This window comes from Cyanobium sp. T1B-Tous (assembly GCF_024345475.1).
In the GTDB taxonomy this organism is placed as follows: domain Bacteria; phylum Cyanobacteriota; class Cyanobacteriia; order PCC-6307; family Cyanobiaceae; genus Cyanobium_A.
Map to the genome: position 1 here is coordinate 42103 of NZ_JAGQBE010000011.1, position 15793 is coordinate 57895.

The 15793-nt window shown below is 70.7% G+C and carries 23 protein-coding genes; 8 read left to right on the top strand and 15 right to left on the bottom strand.

Annotated elements, in window-relative coordinates:
* Positions 1–18: 18 nt before the first annotated feature.
* Entirely contained in the window at positions 19–291 is a 273-nt protein-coding gene (locus KBY71_RS04525; protein ID WP_254927770.1) for a hypothetical protein, read from the bottom strand.
* 41 nt (positions 292–332) lie between these two features.
* On the opposite strand from KBY71_RS04525, the gene cbiE reads away from it, so the two are divergent.
* Positions 333–1628, top strand: a complete 1296-nt coding sequence (gene cbiE / locus KBY71_RS04530) for a precorrin-6y C5,15-methyltransferase (decarboxylating) subunit CbiE (protein WP_254927771.1) — start codon at positions 333–335, stop codon at positions 1626–1628.
* On the opposite strand, the gene KBY71_RS04535 is transcribed toward cbiE, so the two are convergent.
* From KBY71_RS04535 to pheS, 4 genes are read right to left on the bottom strand one after another with little or no spacing between them, the layout of a single operon-like run.
* Entirely contained in the window at positions 1576–2088 is a 513-nt protein-coding gene (locus tag KBY71_RS04535; RefSeq protein WP_396095070.1) for a DUF192 domain-containing protein, read from the bottom strand. The genes cbiE and KBY71_RS04535 overlap by 53 nt on opposite strands.
* A complete protein-coding gene (locus KBY71_RS04540; protein WP_254927772.1) occupies positions 2088–2753 on the bottom strand; it encodes a response regulator transcription factor in 666 nt (221 codons plus the stop codon). The genes KBY71_RS04535 and KBY71_RS04540 overlap by 1 nt, the downstream gene beginning before the upstream one ends.
* Complete coding sequence (locus KBY71_RS04545) at positions 2750–3667, bottom strand: NAD(+) kinase (protein ID WP_254927773.1); 918 nt, start codon at positions 3665–3667, stop codon at positions 2750–2752. The genes KBY71_RS04540 and KBY71_RS04545 overlap by 4 nt, the downstream gene beginning before the upstream one ends.
* 55 nt (positions 3668–3722) lie before the next feature.
* Positions 3723–4730 carry a phenylalanine--tRNA ligase subunit alpha gene (gene pheS / locus KBY71_RS04550; RefSeq protein WP_254927774.1) on the bottom strand — a complete coding sequence of 336 codons (1008 nt, stop codon included), beginning with the start codon at positions 4728–4730 and terminating at the stop codon, positions 3723–3725.
* 72 nt (positions 4731–4802) lie between these two features.
* Here pheS and surE point away from each other — a divergent pair, with 72 nt between their 5' ends.
* Positions 4803–5609, top strand: a complete 807-nt coding sequence (gene surE / locus KBY71_RS04555) for a 5'/3'-nucleotidase SurE (RefSeq protein WP_254927775.1) — start codon at positions 4803–4805, stop codon at positions 5607–5609.
* Positions 5610–5616: 7 nt separating this feature from the next.
* On the opposite strand, the gene KBY71_RS04560 is transcribed toward surE, so the two are convergent.
* Complete coding sequence (locus tag KBY71_RS04560; RefSeq protein WP_254927776.1) at positions 5617–6198, bottom strand: DUF3611 family protein; 582 nt, start codon at positions 6196–6198, stop codon at positions 5617–5619.
* 78 nt (positions 6199–6276) lie between these two features.
* On the opposite strand from KBY71_RS04560, the gene KBY71_RS04565 reads away from it, so the two are divergent.
* The 5 genes from KBY71_RS04565 to KBY71_RS04585 all read left to right on the top strand — a co-directional run bounded on the left by KBY71_RS04565 (position 6277) and on the right by KBY71_RS04585 (position 9918).
* A complete protein-coding gene (locus tag KBY71_RS04565) occupies positions 6277–7260 on the top strand; it encodes a bifunctional riboflavin kinase/FAD synthetase (RefSeq protein ID WP_254927793.1) in 984 nt (327 codons plus the stop codon).
* Positions 7261–7336: 76 nt separating this feature from the next.
* Entirely contained in the window at positions 7337–8428 is a 1092-nt protein-coding gene (locus tag KBY71_RS04570; protein WP_254927777.1) for a thiamine phosphate synthase, read from the top strand.
* On the top strand, positions 8425–8631 hold the full coding sequence (thiS, locus tag KBY71_RS04575) for a sulfur carrier protein ThiS (RefSeq protein ID WP_254927778.1): 207 nt from the start codon (positions 8425–8427) through the stop codon (positions 8629–8631). The genes KBY71_RS04570 and thiS overlap by 4 nt, the downstream gene beginning before the upstream one ends.
* A 25-nt stretch (positions 8632–8656) precedes the next feature.
* Positions 8657–9643: a DUF1517 domain-containing protein gene (locus KBY71_RS04580; RefSeq protein ID WP_396095071.1), complete on the top strand. Its 987-nt coding sequence runs from the start codon at positions 8657–8659 to the stop codon at positions 9641–9643.
* Between the two features lie 116 nt (positions 9644–9759).
* Positions 9760–9918: a hypothetical protein gene (locus KBY71_RS04585; protein ID WP_254927779.1), complete on the top strand. Its 159-nt coding sequence runs from the start codon at positions 9760–9762 to the stop codon at positions 9916–9918.
* On the opposite strand, the gene larB is transcribed toward KBY71_RS04585, so the two are convergent.
* From larB to KBY71_RS04610, 5 genes are read right to left on the bottom strand one after another with little or no spacing between them, the layout of a single operon-like run.
* Positions 9890–10591 (bottom strand): nickel pincer cofactor biosynthesis protein LarB, encoded by a 702-nt coding sequence (larB, locus tag KBY71_RS04590; protein ID WP_254927780.1) that lies wholly within the window; start codon positions 10589–10591, stop codon positions 9890–9892. The genes KBY71_RS04585 and larB overlap by 29 nt on opposite strands.
* A 16-nt stretch (positions 10592–10607) precedes the next feature.
* Positions 10608–11429, bottom strand: coding sequence for a class I SAM-dependent methyltransferase (locus tag KBY71_RS04595; RefSeq protein WP_254927781.1), 822 nt, complete (start codon positions 11427–11429; stop codon positions 10608–10610).
* On the bottom strand, positions 11426–11887 hold the full coding sequence (locus KBY71_RS04600) for a TIGR03792 family protein (RefSeq protein WP_254927782.1): 462 nt from the start codon (positions 11885–11887) through the stop codon (positions 11426–11428). The genes KBY71_RS04595 and KBY71_RS04600 overlap by 4 nt, the downstream gene beginning before the upstream one ends.
* Positions 11884–12369 (bottom strand): 2-C-methyl-D-erythritol 2,4-cyclodiphosphate synthase, encoded by a 486-nt coding sequence (gene ispF, locus KBY71_RS04605; protein ID WP_254927783.1) that lies wholly within the window; start codon positions 12367–12369, stop codon positions 11884–11886. Before ispF ends, KBY71_RS04600 begins: the two co-directional genes overlap by 4 nt.
* Positions 12370–12388: 19 nt before the next feature.
* Entirely contained in the window at positions 12389–12814 is a 426-nt protein-coding gene (locus KBY71_RS04610) for an NfeD family protein (RefSeq protein WP_254927784.1), read from the bottom strand.
* 65 nt (positions 12815–12879) lie between these two features.
* On the opposite strand from KBY71_RS04610, the gene KBY71_RS04615 reads away from it, so the two are divergent.
* The gene (locus KBY71_RS04615; protein WP_190389821.1) at positions 12880–13761 is read left to right on the top strand and encodes an SPFH domain-containing protein; all 882 of its coding nucleotides are present in this window, start codon (positions 12880–12882) and stop codon (positions 13759–13761) included.
* 45 nt (positions 13762–13806) lie between these two features.
* On the opposite strand, the gene trmD is transcribed toward KBY71_RS04615, so the two are convergent.
* Genes trmD through KBY71_RS04635 form a run of 4 tightly spaced genes read right to left on the bottom strand, consistent with a single transcriptional unit; the run spans position 13807 to position 15706 of the window.
* Entirely contained in the window at positions 13807–14508 is a 702-nt protein-coding gene (gene trmD, locus KBY71_RS04620) for a tRNA (guanosine(37)-N1)-methyltransferase TrmD (RefSeq protein ID WP_254927785.1), read from the bottom strand.
* Positions 14509–14512: 4 nt separating this feature from the next.
* Complete coding sequence (locus tag KBY71_RS04625; protein WP_254927786.1) at positions 14513–15025, bottom strand: phycobiliprotein lyase; 513 nt, start codon at positions 15023–15025, stop codon at positions 14513–14515.
* Between the two features lie 13 nt (positions 15026–15038).
* A complete protein-coding gene (locus tag KBY71_RS04630; RefSeq protein ID WP_254927787.1) occupies positions 15039–15449 on the bottom strand; it encodes a type II toxin-antitoxin system VapC family toxin in 411 nt (136 codons plus the stop codon).
* 29 nt (positions 15450–15478) lie between these two features.
* Positions 15479–15706 carry a type II toxin-antitoxin system Phd/YefM family antitoxin gene (locus KBY71_RS04635; protein WP_254927788.1) on the bottom strand — a complete coding sequence of 76 codons (228 nt, stop codon included), beginning with the start codon at positions 15704–15706 and terminating at the stop codon, positions 15479–15481.
* Between the last annotated feature and the right edge of the window lie 87 nt (positions 15707–15793).

The window sequence follows — 15793 nt, forward strand, 5'->3', positions numbered from 1 at the left end:
AAAGATGCGCCCAGCTTGTCAGAGGTCGCTGGCTTGGGACTGGAAGCCGCCGTTCACCTCCTGGTCCACCAGGGCATCGAGGGTGACGGCCGAGCGCACCAGGGCCTGGTAGCGCTGCACCACCCGGCGGTTGCGCTCGATCCAAGTGCCGGGATCGCCGCTGGGCAGGCCCGTGCCGTCACCGGCCAGCAGCTCCAGGTCGCTCTGTTGGGCCAGCAGGGCCAGCACCAGGTCGTGAATCCGCTGGCGGCGGTCGCTCATGGCCAGGCCGGGGGGCACGTGGCTAAGCATCATGGCTCCAGTGACCGTGGGGCGCCCTGGCGGAGCTGGCCGTGTTGGAGGTGATCGGCACCGATGCCGGGGGCTTGGCGGGCCTGGCTCCCCGCAGCCTGGAGCTCCTGCGCCGGGCCGGGCTGGTGCTGGCGCCGGCGCGCCTGCTGGGGACGTTGGAGCCCTGGTGGCGGGCCGAGCAGGCGGTGGGTCGGATCCCGGCGGAGTGCCCCTGTCCCCAGCTCCTGGCCAGCGACCGGCCGGAGCAGATCGTTGGGCCCGTGGAGGACGCGCTCGCCGCTGGCCGGCCGGCGGTGCTGCTGGCCAGCGGAGATCCCCTCTGGTTTGGCATTGGCCGGCTGCTGCTGCAGCACTTCGGCGCGGCGCGGCTGCGTTTCCAGCCGGCCCCCAGCTCGCTGCAGCTGGCCTTCGCCCGCCTCGGCCGCCCTTGGCAGGACGCCAGCTGGATCAGCCTGCATGGCCGCGACCCCGAGCCGCTGGCGGCGGCCCTGCAGAAACGGCCTGCCGCCCTGGCCGTGCTCACCGACCCAGGCCGCGGTGGTGCTGAGGAGGTGCGGCGGATCCTGGCGGCCTCTGGCCTGGAGGCGGCCTACGCCTTCTGGCTGGGCGAGCGGCTCGGCCACCCCGAGGAGCGGGTGCAGCGGTTGGCCCCCGGCGAACCCTTGCCCGTCGATTGCGACCCCCTGCATTTGGTGCTGCTGATCGCCGAGCCACCGCCGCCGCCTGCGGACCCGGCCGCCCTGCCCCTGTTTGGCCTCGACGACGGCCTGTTCCTGCAGCACGACGACCGCCCGGGCCTGATGACCAAGCGGGAGGTGCGCATCCAGCTGCTGGCCGATCTGGAGTTGCCTGCGGCCGGCGTGCTCTGGGACGTGGGCGCGGGCGTGGGGTCGGTGGGCCTGGAGGCCCTGCGGCTGCGGCCTGGCCTGGCCCTCTGGGCGCTGGAGGCCCGGGGCGGCTCGGCGGCGCTGATCACCGCCAATGCCGAGCGGCTCGGGGTGCGGCCGGCGGGGATCCAGGAGGGCCGGGCGCCCGAGGCCCTGGCCCAACTTCCCGATCCCGACCGGGTGCTGATCGGCGGCGGCGGCCGCGAGCGGGCGGCCGTGCTGGCGGCGGTGCTGCAGCGCCTGCGGCCCGGTGGCGTGGTGGTGATCCCGCTGGCCACGCTGGAGGCCCTGGCGGAGTTGCGGCCCCTGCTGGAGCAGGCCGGCTGCCGGGTGGCGGTGGCCCAACACCAGGCCTGGCGCGGCGCCCCCCTGGCCGACGGCACCCGCCTGGCGCCGCTCAATCCGGTGCTGGTGCTGAAGGGGGTCTTGCCGGCGGCCGCCCTGGGGTGATGGTCACTGGCTCAATCCCCACCGGGCTGCCCACCGCGATCCCGAGGGCTTCGGCCTGGCCGGCGGCCAGTTCCAGCACCCCATCCACCTCCTGGTCTGGTCCGTAGCTGCGGCAGGGCAGCCGCAGGCAGGGGGTGGTGTGGGCCTCGATGGCCACCACCCGACCGCCCCGCACGAACAGCATGTCGAGGGGCTCGGGGGTGCGGTGCATCCAGAAGCGCGCCAGTGAGGGCGGGCTGTAGGGGAACCACATGCCCCGCAGGGGCGGCAGGGCGGGCCGCAGTTGCAGGCCCTTGCTCTGCCGTTCGGGGGTGTCGGCCACCTCCAGGGCGATGCAGCGGTTGGGGGTCAGGCACCACTGGGCCGTGACCGGCAGCCACTGGGGCGGTGGCGTGAAGCCGCACAGCAGCAGGGCCATCCCGGGAAGGGCCAGGCCCGCCCCCAGGGCACGGGGGGCCATCAGCTGCGGCCCTCCAGCTGGGGCAGGCGCTCGCTGAGGCAGTAGCCCTGGCCGCGAATCGTGTGGATCAGCCGCCGTTCGCCGCCCTCCTCCAGCTTCTGGCGCAGATAGCGCACGTACACCTCGATCACATTGCTGGTGGTGGCCTGATCGTCGTTCCACACCTGGCGCAGGATCAGATCCCGGCTCACCACGGTGCCCTTGCGCTCCAGCAGCAGCAGGAGCAGCTGGTATTCCCGCGAGGTCAGCCCCACGGGCCGGGGCCCCCGTTTCACCTGGCGGGTGCTCGGGTTCACCACCAGGTCGCCCACCTGCAGCAACTGGGCGGGCACATTGGCGCGGCGGGTGAGATCGAGGTGCAGCCGCAGCCGCATCAACAGATCGCTGGGGCCGAGGCTGGAGAGCCAGAAGTCGTCGGCGCCGGAGCTGAGGCAGTGCACCCGGGCCTCCACGGTGTCATCGCCCACGTCCAGCAGCAGGGGCACGTTGCCCCACCGGGCCCGCAATGCGGCGATGCGGCCGGCCTCCCCCGCCGACAGCAGCACCGCATCCGGCCCCCCCTCCGGGCCCTGGCCCTCGCTGCTGCAGGCGTAGCCGGAGGCCTCCAGCCGGGCGGCCAGGGCCTCGGCCTCCGGGCCCAGCAGCAGGATCTGGGGGTCGCTCATGGCGCCGTGCCGTTGCCGGGCTTGGCCACGTGGGGCAGGCCCCAGCCCAACTTGTTGCGCAGCACCTGGAAGAACTCGTGGTCGGCCAGGCGCACAAACCGCACCGGCTGCTCACTGCGGCGCACCAGCACCCGATCCTCCGGCCAGATGTAACAGCCGGCGCTGCCATCCACCACCATCATCAGCCGCTCCGGCGTCGCGGGAAACACGGTTACCGGCTCCCGGTCGCTGAACACCAGAGCCCGCGACGCCAGGGAGTGGGGCGCGATCGGGGTGAGCTGCAGCACCGGGCAGTCGGGGGTGATCACCGGGCCGCCGGCGCTGAGGGCATAGGCGGTGGAGCCCGTGGGCGTGGCGAGGATCACGCCGTCGGCGGCGATGTCCACCGGGGCGTGGCGGCCGATGGCGATCTCGAAATGGCACATCGAGGTGAGCGGCTCGCGGTGCAGGGCCATCTCGTTGAGGCACAGCACCTCCCAGCGCCGCTGGTCGCCGCGCATCACGCTGACGATCAGCATCGTGCGTTCCTCCACCGTCCACTCGCCGGTGAGCACCTGGTCGAGCGCGGCCTCCAGCTGGTGCAGGTAGGCCTCGGCCAGAAAGCCCAGATGGCCGGTGTTGACCGTGAGAATCGGCACGCCGATCGGGGCGGTCTGGCGGGCGGCGGAGAGCACGGTGCCGTCGCCGCCGAGCACCACCGCCAGGCTGAGGTCGCGATCGAAATCCGCCGGCACGCAGGCGGCGTAGCCGCGGGTGCGCAGGTGCTGGTCGGGGTTGGCGAAACCCACCATGCCGCCCGAACTGCTCACCCGCACCACGCCATAGCCGGCCGCACTGAAGCGGGCCTCAATGGCATCGGCGGTGGCCAGGGCCAGGTCCTTGCCGTCATTCACGATCAGTCCGACGCGGGGCACCGACCGGAAGGCGGGGATCTGCGTGAGTTTATGGGGCCCTTCTCAAACCGCTTCCTTAAAACTGCTCAAGGAAACGCAGATCGCTGGTGTACAGGCGGCGGATGTCGTCGATGCCGTGGCGCACCATGCAGAAACGCTCGACGCCCAGGCCGGCGGCGAAGCCACTCCAGCGCTCGGGATCGAGTCCCATGCCCGTCAGCACGGCGGGGTCGACCATGCCGCAGCCCATCACCTCCAGCCAGCGGCCGCGCCACTGCACATCCACCTCGGCGCTGGGTTCGGTGAAGGGGAAGTAGCTGGCCCGGAAGCGCACCGGCAGGTCGCCGAAGAACTGCTGCAGGAAGGCGGTGACGGTGCCGCGCAGGTGGCTGAAATCCAGACCCTCATCAATGGCCAGCACCTCCACCTGGTGGAACACCGGCGAGTGGGTGGCATCCACCGCATCCCGGCGATACACGCGGCCCGGGGCAATCACCCGCACCGGGGGTGGGTTGTTCTCCAGGTAGCGGATCTGCACCGGTGAGGTGTGGGTGCGCAGCAGGCGACCGTCCTCCAGGTAGAAGGTGTCCTGCATGTCCCGGGCCGGATGGTGCTCCGGGATGTTGAGGGCGGTGAAGTTGTAGTAGTCGGTTTCGATCTCGGGGCCTTCCGACACCCGGTAACCCAGGCCGGAAAAGATATCGACGATCTCCTCGATCGTGCTGATCAACGGGTGGCGGTGCCCCGGCGGCGTGTAGCTGCAGGGGGCGGTGACATCCAGGCTCTCGCGGGCGATCCGCTCGGCCATCGCCGCGCTGTTGACCGCCGTGAGCCGTTCGCCCAGCAGCGCCTGCACCTGCTCCTTGAGCACGTTGGCCCGCTGGCCGATCAACGGCCGCTCGTCGCCGGGCAGTTTGCCCATGGCCCCGAGCACGCCCGAGAGGCGCCCTTTCTTGCCGAGGAGCCCCACCCGCAGCTGTTCGAGCTCGGCGGCGGAGGTGGCGGCAGAGATCTCAGCCGCGGCCTGGGTTTCCAGCTCCTGAAGCTGGTCGGTGAGCTGCTGCAGGGACACGGTGGCGCTCACGGCAGGGGCTGAGGGAATGGCGACTGTAAGGAGCCGCCCCAGTTACCTTGCGGCGAGATGGCGCTGGGCCCGATGGCACCGCTCAGGATCCTGATCAGCAACGACGATGGGGTGTTCGCCGAAGGCATCCGCACCCTGGCCAACGCCGCCCTGGCCCGCGGCCACCAGGTGAGTGTGGTCTGTCCGGATCAGGAGCGCTCCGCCACCGGCCATGGACTCACCCTGCACACCCCCATCCGGGCGGAGCGGGCCGATGAGCTGTTCGACGATGGGGTGCAGGCTTGGGCCTGCAGCGGCACCCCCTCGGACTGCGTCAAGCTCGCCCTCTTTTCCTTGCTGGACGAGTGGCCGGATCTGGTGCTCTCCGGCATCAACCACGGCCCCAACCTGGGCACGGACGTGATCTACTCCGGCACCGTGAGCGCCGCGATGGAAGGCACGATCGAGGGCTTGCCAGCGCTGGCTGTCAGCAGTGCCGACTTCCAGTGGCGCCAGTTCGCCCCGGCGGCCCGGTTAGCCCTCGATGTGGCCGAGCAGATGCTGGCCGAGGGCTGGCCCGAGAACATGTTGCTCAACCTCAACGTGCCGCCCAGGCCCGCCGAAGCGATCGGGCCCCTGCGCTGGTGCCGCTCGGCGGTGCGCCGCTACACCGACCAGTTCGAGCAGCGGGTGGACCCCCGCGGCCACACCTACTACTGGCTGGCTGGCGAGGTGGTCAACGACCTGGAGGCCCAGGTGTCGGGGCCGGCGGCCTGGCCCACCGATGTGGCCCAGATCAATGGCGGCGGGGCGGCGCTCACCCCGCTCCAACCCGATATTTTCTGGCGTGGTGTCACCCGCGACCTGCCGGAATTGGCGTCGATGCAGCCCGACCACTAACGCGTGATCAGGCCGAGCGGTAGATCCGCTGCAGCAACCAGAGGCTGATCCACAGGCCGATCAGGTGGGCGAACAGCACCTGGGTGTTGCCCAGCACCGAGAGCATTTCGATCGAGGTGATCGGCAACCCCACCACCCGCCCGGCTGCTCCGGGGGTGGCCTGGATCTGGGCGCCGAAGAACCCCGGCACCTGCTGGGAGGCCTGCACAAACAGGCTGCCCGCCAGCGACTGGTAGCCCACCACGGCCAGGGTGATGCCAACCAGGTCGGCCAGCACCCCGCGCTTGATCAGCCGGGCCGTTTCCCCCTTGCTGGGGTGCACGGGACTGGCCAGGGCGCGGCCGCAGCGCACCACCAGCCAGCTCTGCCAGATGCACCAGAGCAGCAGCAGGAAGGCCAGGCTGGTGAGCGAAATGCCGGGCCCCAGGCCCAGGGCCCGGGATGAATTGGCTGCCAGCCGGCCGCCGATGTTGTTGAACAGCTGCACCCCAACCACCACCACCCCCAGCACCACCTGGGCCCAGAAGCGCACCCAGCCCATGCGCCGCAGGGCCGCGGCGATCAGCTGCAGGTCGAGGCGGTCAGCCATCCAGCCATTTTGGTGAGGTGCCCCAAAGGTGCCATGGGAGGATCGATTTGGCTCCCGTTGCCTTTGGGTTCCGTAGCGTTGATACCCCTGCGATCACCCCAGGAGGCGCGGCGGCCCACGGCCATTGCCCTCGGCAGTTTTGACGGCCTGCACCAGGGCCACCGCCGCGTGATCGCGGCCGTCACCGGCGCGGCCTTGGAGGGAGCCGGGGCAACCCCCACGGTGGTGAGCTTCTGGCCCCATCCCCGCGAGGTGCTGCACGGGGAGGCGCGGCTGCGGCTGGATCTGCCCGCCGAGAAGCTGCACCTGCTCGAGCCCCTGGGCATTCAGCAGCTGGTGCTGGTGCCCTTCACCACCGAGCTGGCGGCCCTGAGCCCCGAGGCCTTCGTGGAGCAGGTGCTGGTGGGCCAGCTGCAAGCCCAGCGCATCGCGGTGGGCGACAACTTCCGCTTCGGGGTGGGCCGCAGCGGCGACAGCCAGGCCCTGGCGGCCATCGGCGCGCGCCACGGCATCGCCGTGCAGGTGCTTCCGATGCTCTGGGATGGCCCGGAGCGGGTCAGCAGCAGTCGGATTCGCCGGGCCCTGGCGGCGGGGGATGTGGCCGAGGCCCGGCGCCTGCTGGAGCGGCCCTATCGCTTCAGCGGCCGGGTGGTGCGGGGCCGCGGCCTCGGCCGGGAACTGGGCTGGCCCACCGCCAACCTGCAGGTGGATGGGCGCAAGTTTCTGCCCCTGGAGGGGGTGTATGCCGCCTCTGTTTCGGTGGCGGGTGGACCGATGTTGCCGGCGGTGATGAACCTGGGCCCCCAGCCCACGGTGGATCCGCTGGCTCCCTCGGCGGTGGAGGTGCACCTGCTGGATCGGCGGGTGGAGCTGGTGGGGGTGGAGCTGGTGGTGGAGCCGCTGCAGTTGTTGCGCCGCCAGCAGACCTTCGCCAGCTTTGAGGAGCTGAGCGCCCAGATCGCCCTCGATGCCGACCGGGCCCGGGCCCTAGGCGCCGGGGTAGGCGTGGGTCAGGCCCCAGCCAATGAAGGTGGCGATCCCGCCGAGCAGCAGAATCCCTGAAACCAGCACGAGCATCGGGCTGTCGGAGTTGCCCTGGTCGGCTCCGCCCGGTTCGCCTGCCATTGGCCCCTGCGCGATGGATCCCAACCTAATCAGCCTGGCCCCCGAGGGCCTAGATGACCCGGCTCGCGATCGCCTGATCGACGCCAACCTCGACCGGGCCCGGGAGGGGCTGCGGGTGTTGGAGGACTGGGCCCGCTTCGGTTTGGATCGGCGCGACCTGGTGGTGCGCACCAAGGACATGCGCCAGCGGTTGGGCCGGCTGCATCGGGACGCCTACAAATTCGCCCGCCATACGGCCACCGACCCGGCCGCTGGCCTCGGCCATCCGGCCCAGGCGGAGCGCCGCAGCCCCAGCGCCGTGGTGGGGGCCAATGCGGGCCGGGTGCAGGAGGCCCTGCGGGTGCTGGAGGAATTTGGACGCTGCAGCGATCCGGAGCTGGCGGAGGAGGCCGCCGCCCTGCGCTACCTGCTCTACGACCTGGAAGTCGACCTGCTGCAGGCCTGCCGTCTGGCCACGGGGGGGGAGGGTCGCCGGGAGCTCCTGGCCCGTTGCCGCCTGTATCTGGTCACTTCGCCGGTGCCCGATCTGGAGGGGGTGGTGGCCGCCGCCCTGGGGGCTGGCGTGCGCCTGGTGCAATACCGCGCCAAAGAAGCTGCCGGCCTCGACGACCTGCAGAAACTCAGCCAGGCAAGGGCCCTGCGCCAGCTCTGCGCGGCCCATGGCGCCCTGTTTCTGGTCAACGACCGCATCGACATCGCCCTGGCCGTGGAGGCCGACGGGGTGCACCTGGGCCAGGGGGATCTGCCGCCGGCGCTGGCGCGCCAGCTGCTGGGCCCGGATCGGCTGATTGGCCGCAGCACCCATGCCCTCGCCCAGCTGCAGCAGGCCGTCACCGAGGGCTGTGATTACGTCGGCGTCGGGCCCGTGCATGCCACCCCCACCAAGCCCGGGCGGGAGCCGGTGGGGCTCGACTACGTGCGCCAGGCCGCGGCGGCCAGCCCGATCCCCTTCTTCGCCATCGGCGGGGTGGAGGCCAGCAACCTGGCGGCGGTGCGGGCCGCCGGTGCCGATCGGGTGGCGGTGGTGCGGGCGATCACCGAGGCGGTGGATCCGGCCGCTGCCGCTGCGGCGTTGCTCGCAGCCCTGGAGGCTCCCCCGCTGTGATCAGCCTGCAGGTGAATGGGGAGCCGCGCCGCTGCTCCGCAGGACTCAACTTGGAGCAGGTGCTCGCGGAACTGGGCTACCAGCCCCGACTCGTGGTGGTGGAGTTCAACGGCACGATCCTGCCCCGCCAGGCCTGGCCTGCCCAGATTGTGGGGGAATCCGATGTGCTGGAGGTCGTCACCATCGTGGGTGGCGGTTCCTAGATTCCAGCCACTTGCTTGCGGAGCCTTGGCGCTTCCGACCCGTCCCACCTGCGGACCCAGCCTGACCCTGCGGCGATGCCTCAGCTGGCTGGCCGTGCCGGTGCTGGCCCTCACCTTGTTGGTGGTGCACCCAAGCCCCAGCTGGGCTGCCAGTGGCGGTCGCATCGGTGGCGGCAGCTTCCGATCGGCTCCCTCGATGCCCCGCAGCTACGGCGGCGGCGGTTATGGCGGCGGGTACAACGGCGGCTACCGCGGTGGCTATGGGGGTGGGGGCGGCATCGGCTTTCCCTTCCTGATTCCGATCTTCGGGTTTGGTGGGGGCGGCCTGTTCGGCTTCCTGGTGCTGATGGCGGTGGTGGGCCTGCTGCTCAATGCCGTGCGCGGTGGCGGCGGCCAGGGGCCTGCCCTGGGGAGTGGCCGTGGCGGTGAGCTCGTGGGCGGCGGCCGCCCCGATGGTCCGGTGACGATCAGCCAGGTGCAGGTGGGACTGCTCGCCTCAGCCCGCGACCTGCAGACCGATCTGCGTCGTCTGGCCGGCAGTTCCGACACCAGTCGCTCAGCGGGGCTCCAGGTGCTGCTGCAGGAAACCACCCTGGCCCTGCTGCGCCATCCCGATCTCTGGGTGTACGCCAATGGCGAGGTGGGCCAGGTGCCCTTTGCCAGCGCCGAAGCCACCTTCAACCGCCTGTCGATGGCCGAGCGCAGCAAGCTGCAGCGGGAGGTGACCAGCAACGTGGCCGGTCAGCGCTACAGCGATGCCAGCGTCGCCGCCGGCGACAGCGATGCCAGCAGTGACTTCATCGCCGTGACCCTGCTGGTGGCCAGCCGCAACCGCATCAACTTCAAAGGAGTCGGCAATGCCGACCAACTGCGGGACTCGCTCCAACAGCTGGGCGCCGTGGGTGCCGACAACCTGTTGGCGATCGAGGTGATCTGGCAGCCCGAAGGGGCCGGTGAAGTGCTCAGCACCGAAGAGCTGCTTACCGCCTATCCCCAGCTGCAGCACCTCTAGCCCTGCGGCAGCAGCAGTCCTGGCGCGAGTCGCAAACGGCCCGGGGAGACTGCTCCTGGGGCCCTTGCGGACACCCCGCCGGCTTCCCACACTGCGCGTCACTGCCGGTTGCACCGATGGGTCGTCGCTCGCCGTCCTGGGTGAACACCCCCGTGCTTCTGCAGGCGATCGAGCGCTACGAGCAGGGCCGCCTGCCGCGCTCCATGCAGCTCTGGATTCAGACCTTGCTGGAGATCGACCAGCCCCCTACGACTCCCTTGCGGCCCGGCTGCTGAGGATGCGTAGCGCGGCCATGGCAGCCCCATAGCCGTTGTCGATGTTCACCACCGTGAGGCCGGGGGCGCAACTGGCCAGCATGCCGTTCAGGGCCGCCGCGCCGCCGGCGCTCACCCCGTAGCCCACGGCCACCGGCACGCCGATCACCGGCTGGGGCAATAGCCCCGCCAGCACGGTGGGCAGGGCCCCCTCCATGCCGGCGCAGGCGATCAGCACCGTGGCGCTGCGCAGCTCTTCGAGCCGATCCAGCAGCCGGTGCAGGCCCGCCACGCCCACATCCAGCACCAGCTCGGTGGCGATGCCGTGGCAGGCCAGGGCCAGTTGGGCTTCGGCCGCCACCGGCAGATCGCTGGTGCCCGCGCCCAGCACGGCCACCCGGCCCCGGCTGGGATCCGGTGAGGGCAGGTTGCCGGCGGTGAGGCAGCGGGCCTCGGGGTGGTGCCGCAATTGGAGCTCCCTGGCCGGCTCCAGCAGCGCCGCGACGGCGTTTGCCTTCTCCGGGGAGACGCGGGTGGCGAGGCCCAGTTCCCTGGCTGCATGCAGGGCCTCGAAGATCCGGGCGATCTGCTCGGCACTCTTGTGCTCCCCCCAGATCGCCTCCACCATCCCCAGCCGCTGGCGGCGATCGAGATCGAGCCGGTGCTCGGTGTTGTTCCCGGTGTTGGTGCTCATGGCGCTTCCCGTGGGGTCATGTCCGCTCCCACACCAGTTCCACCAATGCCGGCGTCACCCACAGGCTGGCCTGCTGCTGGGCCAGCTGGAGCTCGGCCTCCAGGGCGGCCTGTTCTTCGGGGCTCCAGCGGCCAGCAGCGCTGAGCTGGGCCGGGTAGCTGGCGAGGAAATCCTGCAGCCAGCGGGCCTTGGGGTGATCGCTGGGGGAGCAGGCCATCAGGCTGGAGCTGTGCAGCAGCCGGAAGCCGCGGGCCTCGAGCAACGCCGGCAGCCGTTGGGCCACATCCGGGTCACCGCCGTGGTCGCGCCAGTGCTGGATGCAGCGCTCCACGAACACGGCCAGCTGACGGCCCTGGGGATAGAGGCCGAAGGTGTTCCACTGCACGTACTCGTGCAGCACCAGCCGGCCGCCCGGCCGCAGGGCCTGGCTCACCAGATCCACCCAGGGCTCGAGCCGCGGCAGAAACATCGCCACCCAGCGGCACCAGGCCCCGTCCCAGGTGGCCGCATGCAGCTCCGCGGCCGCCAGGGCCAGGTCGTGCTGCAGGGTGCGCAGCTGGGGCGCCTGGCCCTGGCGCAGCTGCTCTTCAAGGTGCTCCAGGTAGGCCGACGCATTGTCGATCGCCAGCACCTGGCCGCCGGGCCCCACCCGCTCGGCCAGTTCAAGGCTGGCGAAGCCGGGGCCGCAGCCGAGGTCGAGCAGCCGCTGGCCTGGGCCGAAACCGGCCCGATCCCAGGAGGCGAGCATGGCGTCGCGCCAGGTGGCGTGCTGGCGCTGTAGGCGAGCGCGTTCCTCGGCGTGGCTGCCGAGCACGTAGCTGGCCGCGGCGGCGCTCATGGCGTCAGCAGCTCACCTTCGAACACGAGTGGGAAGGGATTGCCGTCGCTCTCGCGGCTGCCGGTGGCGGCGCGGGCCAGCCGCTCAAAGCGCTCCTGCACCGCCTGCACCTCCGCCTCGGGAATCGCTTTCCAGTGGTCCCGATCGGCCCAGCGGATCAGCAGGGTGCCCTCCTCGGTGGCCGGGTCCCACAGCAGCTGGCGATCCAGGAAACCCTGTTGCTGGGCGAGCCAGGGCTCCCAGCTGCCCTGCTCGGCGCTGATCCAGGCCTGGCGGGCCTCGGCCGGCACCTTCAGCCGCAGGTGCTCCACCACCACCACGTCGTAGGAGCCATCGGGCTCGGCAAAGGCCGCCCGCACCGGCGCGGCATGGCTGGAGAGCAGCAGCACCAGCGTCACCCCCTGAATCAACAGCAGTCCGATCAGGCTAGAAACCCGGCGCCAGCGAAGGGGGGTCATGGCTTCTGCAGCAGGGCTACGGCGTGGCAGGAAATGCCCTCCTCCCGTCCTTCGGCGCCCAGTTGTTCGTTGGTGGTGGCCTTGACGCCCACCTGGTCTGGATCGAGGCCCATCCGGCTGGCGATGGCAGCGCGCATGGCTGGGATGTGGGGTTTGAGCTTGGGGCGTTCGGCCACCACCACCGTGTCCAGGTTCACCACGCTCCAGCCCCGCTCCATCACCAGGGCCACCACCTGTTCCAGGAGCTCCAGGCTGTCGGCCCCCCTCCAGCGGGAGTCATCCGGCGGAAAGTAGAGGCCGATGTCCCCCAGGGAGAGGGCGCCCAGCAGGGCATCCATCACGGCATGCACCAGCACGTCGGCATCGCTGTGGCCATCCAGCCCCAGGCCGGCGGGGTGCTCCAGCCGTTGGCCGCCCAGGATCAGCGGCCGCCCCGGCACGAGGCGGTGGATGTCGTAGCCGTTGCCGATGCGGAGTTGCATCTGCCCCTGATGTCTGGTCTCAGTCTCCCCCAGGCTCCATCACCTGCAGCTGGTTGCCGGCGCGGCCCATCACGGTCACCCAGCTGCCCGGGGGCAGGGGCTGGCCGCCCTTCAGGTTGACGGCGCTCCAGCTCTGGCCTTGCCAGCGCACCCGGCCCGTATCCCCCTCGGCAAAGCCGCTGATCACCTCCGCCGTCTCTGCCGGCGCCAGGCTGCGGTGGCGTTGCCGCCCTGACCAGCGCCGCAGGCCCAGCACCCCTACAGCGGTGAGACCCACCAGCAATCCCAGCTGCAGCAAGGGCGGCAGGGGCCACCACACCGTGGCCAGCGACAGCCCCAGGGCCACCACCGCCGCGGGCAGCAGGCCGTCCACGTCGGCGCCCACCAGGCCCAGCCCCAGCAGGCCGCAGGCCAGCAGCAGCCAGAGGATCGGGACTGGAGCCATGGCAGGGGCTGTTGGTTCAGCCCACCCATGCTGCCTAGCCTGAGCGCCCTGCGTGCAGATGTTCCGTGGAAGCCCTGCTCTCCCTGCCCGCCCTGGTGCTGATGGCCCTGCTGGGGGTGAGCAGCGTCAAGGTCACCAGCGGCGGCCAGTCGCGTCTGGTGGAGCGGCTCGGCAAGTACGACCGCCAGCTGCAGCCGGGCCTGTCGCTGGTGCTGCCGGTGCTGGAGAAGGTGGTGAGCCACGAATCGCTCAAGGAGCGGGTGCTCGACATCCCACCCCAGCAGTGCATCACCCGCGACAACGTCGGCATCGAGGTGGATGCGGTGGTGTACTGGCAGCTGCTGGAGCACGCCCGCGCCTACTACGCCGTCGACAACCTGCAGGCGGCGATGGTGAACCTGGTGCTCACCCAGATCCGGGCCGAGATGGGCAAGCTCGACCTCGACCAGACCTTCACCACCCGCAGCGAGGTGAATGAGACGTTGCTCCAGGAGCTGGATCAGGCCACCGATCCCTGGGGCGTGAAGGTGACGCGGGTGGAGCTGCGCGACATCCAGCCCTCCCGTGGGGTGCAGCAGGCGATGGAGCAGCAGATGACGGCCGAGCGGGAGAAGCGGGCGGCGATCCTGCGCTCCGAGGGCGAGCGCGACTCCCAGGTGAATGCGGCTAGGGGCCGGGCTGAAGCCCTGTTGCTGGACGCTGAAGCCCAGGCCAAGCAGCAAACCCTGCTGGCCCAGGCCCGCGCCGATGCCGCCACCCGGTTGGCCGAAGCGATTGGTGGCAACCCGGCCGCGGCCGAAGCGCTGCGCCTGCTGCTGGCCAGCGACTGGATGGCCATGGGCGAGCAGATGGCCCAGGCCCCCGGCGGCAGCGTGTTGATGGTGGATCCCCAGAGCCCGGCGGCCCTGCTTACGGCCCTGCGGAATCTGCAGCAGGGTCAGGGCTGAGGCGGGAGTCTCTCGGCGCCGTGGATGGCACCCGGTGGGTGCCCGCTACTGCTGGGCCTGCTGCTGCTCCCGCCAGCGGGCGAACAGATCGGGCCGGCGCTCAGCGGTGCGCTGTTGTTGCTGTTCGGTGCGCCAGCGGGCGATGGCGCCATGGTCGCCGCTGCGCAGCACCGCTGGCACCTCCAGCTCGCGGAAGCTGGCGGGGCGGGTGTAGTGGGGATGCTCCAGCAGCAGGGTGCTGTGGCTCTCCTCCTCCAGACAAGCCTCGGTGCCCACGGTGCCCGGCAGCAGTCGCACCACGCCGTTGATGATCACCGCCGCCGGCAGCTCGCCGCCGGTGAGCACGAAATCGCCGATCGACACCTCCTCATCGGCGAGGCTGCGGATGCGCTCGTCGAAGCCCTCGTAGTGGCCGCAGATCAGCACCAGCTGGTCGGCCTCGGTGGCCCAGCGGCGCAGGTCGGCCTGCTCCAGCGGCTTGCCCTGGGGGCTCATCAGCAGCACCCGCCGCCGCGGCAACACCGGAATTGCCTCCACCGCGGCAAACACCGGCTCGGGTTTGAGCACCATGCCGGCGCCGCCGCCGTAGGGCTCGTCGTCCACCTTGCGGTACTTGTCGGTGGCGAAATCGCGGGGGTTGTGGGTGTGCAGCGCGGCGATGCCAGCCGCAAAGGCCCGGCCGATCACCCCCAGCCCCAGCAGCGGCGCGAAGGCCTCCGGGGCCAGGCTCACCACATCGAGTCTCATGGGCTCAGTTGGCGGCTGCGGCGGGCCGGCTCACCCGGCGGATCTCGGAGCTGAAGCTGGCCCGATCCGGGAGGCCATCGGCCCCGGTCACCACGGTGCTGCGCAGGCGCAGGTTGGGCTTGGTGAACCAGATGCGCTCGCGCACCTCCCGGCCTTCGGCGGTGATCACCAGCTCCAGGCTGCCGTCGGGCCAGAGCTGCCAGCGGCCCTGCTGGGTGCCATTGCGAAACGCCCCATCCCCACTGAACTGCAGCTCTTGGGTGCCGCCATCCTTCGGACCCACCCTCAGACCACCGGCGCCAGTGGGGGCCTCGGGCTCCAGAAAGGCCACCACCAGTTCGCCCCGCTCGCTGTTGTGCCAGACGTCGCTGTCTTCCGCGTCGAGGTCTTCGCCGGTGCTCACCGCGCCCAGGGTGAACTGGCTGCGCAGGCTCATCCATTCGCCGGCGCAGTGGCGCAGGAAGGCGCCGATCTCCTCGGGGGGGAAGGGGGCGGTGTCGGTGCTGGGCTCGGTCATGGGGACGATTCTCTCAGTCGCCAGGACTCGCGTTGCCCACCCAAACCACCTGGGCCCCGTAGCCGCTGAGGATGCGATCGGCCGTGAGCAGGGTGAGCTCCGCCTGGATGGCCTGGGCCACCAGCAGCCGGTCGAAGGGGTCGCGATGGATCCAGGGCAGGTGCTGCACCGCCAGACAGTGTTCAGGCGCGATTCCCAGTTCCTGAAGCCCCTGCTGTTTCAGTCCGTCACGCAACTGAGTGGCGTCGACGAGGAATTGGGGTTTGCCGAGGGAGGTTTTGATCGCCACTTCCCAAAGGCTCAAAACGCTGTAGAGCAACGGCAAGCGGCGATCACTGAGGTTTCCACGCAACGCTGCCGGTAGGCGTTCCGGGGAGATGGCCAGCCAGAGCAGCAGCTGGGTGTCGAGCAGTTGCGGGCTCAAATTCGGTTGGCTTGAGCTGGCTGTTTCCATCAGCCGAACATCGATTCGATGTCCTCCTGGAAGTCGGCTTTGAGGTCGCAGTCCAGAACAGCAGACCCCTGCAGAAAGCCGAGTTCGCGCTGGCGAGGGGTCTCATCCACCGGCACCAGACGCACTAGGGCCTTGCCGGCCCGGGCGATCACCACCTCCTCGCCATCGAGTGCCTGCTCCACGTAGCGGGAGAGATGGGTCTTGGCGTCGTGGAGGTTGACCTGCATTCGCTCAGCTTAGCCGGCAAAGCGGCTAAGCTGAGCTGCCTAGTCGCCCCGGTAGCCCAGTTCGCTCAGGCGCGCGGCGCTGCGGCG

Excerpts from the sequence above, each read along its gene's own strand:
- KBY71_RS04525 (WP_254927770.1), bottom strand. The coding sequence starts at position 291 with ATGCTTAGCCACGTGCCCCCCGGCCTGGCCATGAGCGACCGCCGCCAG.
- KBY71_RS04535 (WP_396095070.1), bottom strand. The coding sequence starts at position 2,088 with ATGGCCCCCCGTGCCCTGGGGGCGGGCCTGGCCCTTCCCGGGATGGCC.
- KBY71_RS04540 (WP_254927772.1), bottom strand. The coding sequence starts at position 2,753 with ATGAGCGACCCCCAGATCCTGCTGCTGGGCCCGGAGGCCGAGGCCCTG.
- surE (WP_254927775.1), top strand. The coding sequence starts at position 4,803 with ATGGCACCGCTCAGGATCCTGATCAGCAACGACGATGGGGTGTTCGCC.
- KBY71_RS04560 (WP_254927776.1), bottom strand. The coding sequence starts at position 6,198 with ATGGCTGACCGCCTCGACCTGCAGCTGATCGCCGCGGCCCTGCGGCGC.
- KBY71_RS04570 (WP_254927777.1), top strand. The coding sequence starts at position 7,337 with ATGGATCCCAACCTAATCAGCCTGGCCCCCGAGGGCCTAGATGACCCG.
- KBY71_RS04585 (WP_254927779.1), top strand. The coding sequence starts at position 9,760 with ATGGGTCGTCGCTCGCCGTCCTGGGTGAACACCCCCGTGCTTCTGCAG.
- larB (WP_254927780.1), bottom strand. The coding sequence starts at position 10,591 with ATGAGCACCAACACCGGGAACAACACCGAGCACCGGCTCGATCTCGAT.
- KBY71_RS04595 (WP_254927781.1), bottom strand. The coding sequence starts at position 11,429 with ATGAGCGCCGCCGCGGCCAGCTACGTGCTCGGCAGCCACGCCGAGGAA.
- KBY71_RS04600 (WP_254927782.1), bottom strand. The coding sequence starts at position 11,887 with ATGACCCCCCTTCGCTGGCGCCGGGTTTCTAGCCTGATCGGACTGCTG.
- ispF (WP_254927783.1), bottom strand. The coding sequence starts at position 12,369 with ATGCAACTCCGCATCGGCAACGGCTACGACATCCACCGCCTCGTGCCG.
- KBY71_RS04610 (WP_254927784.1), bottom strand. The coding sequence starts at position 12,814 with ATGGCTCCAGTCCCGATCCTCTGGCTGCTGCTGGCCTGCGGCCTGCTG.
- trmD (WP_254927785.1), bottom strand. The coding sequence starts at position 14,508 with ATGAGACTCGATGTGGTGAGCCTGGCCCCGGAGGCCTTCGCGCCGCTG.
- KBY71_RS04625 (WP_254927786.1), bottom strand. The coding sequence starts at position 15,025 with ATGACCGAGCCCAGCACCGACACCGCCCCCTTCCCCCCCGAGGAGATC.
- KBY71_RS04635 (WP_254927788.1), bottom strand. The coding sequence starts at position 15,706 with ATGCAGGTCAACCTCCACGACGCCAAGACCCATCTCTCCCGCTACGTG.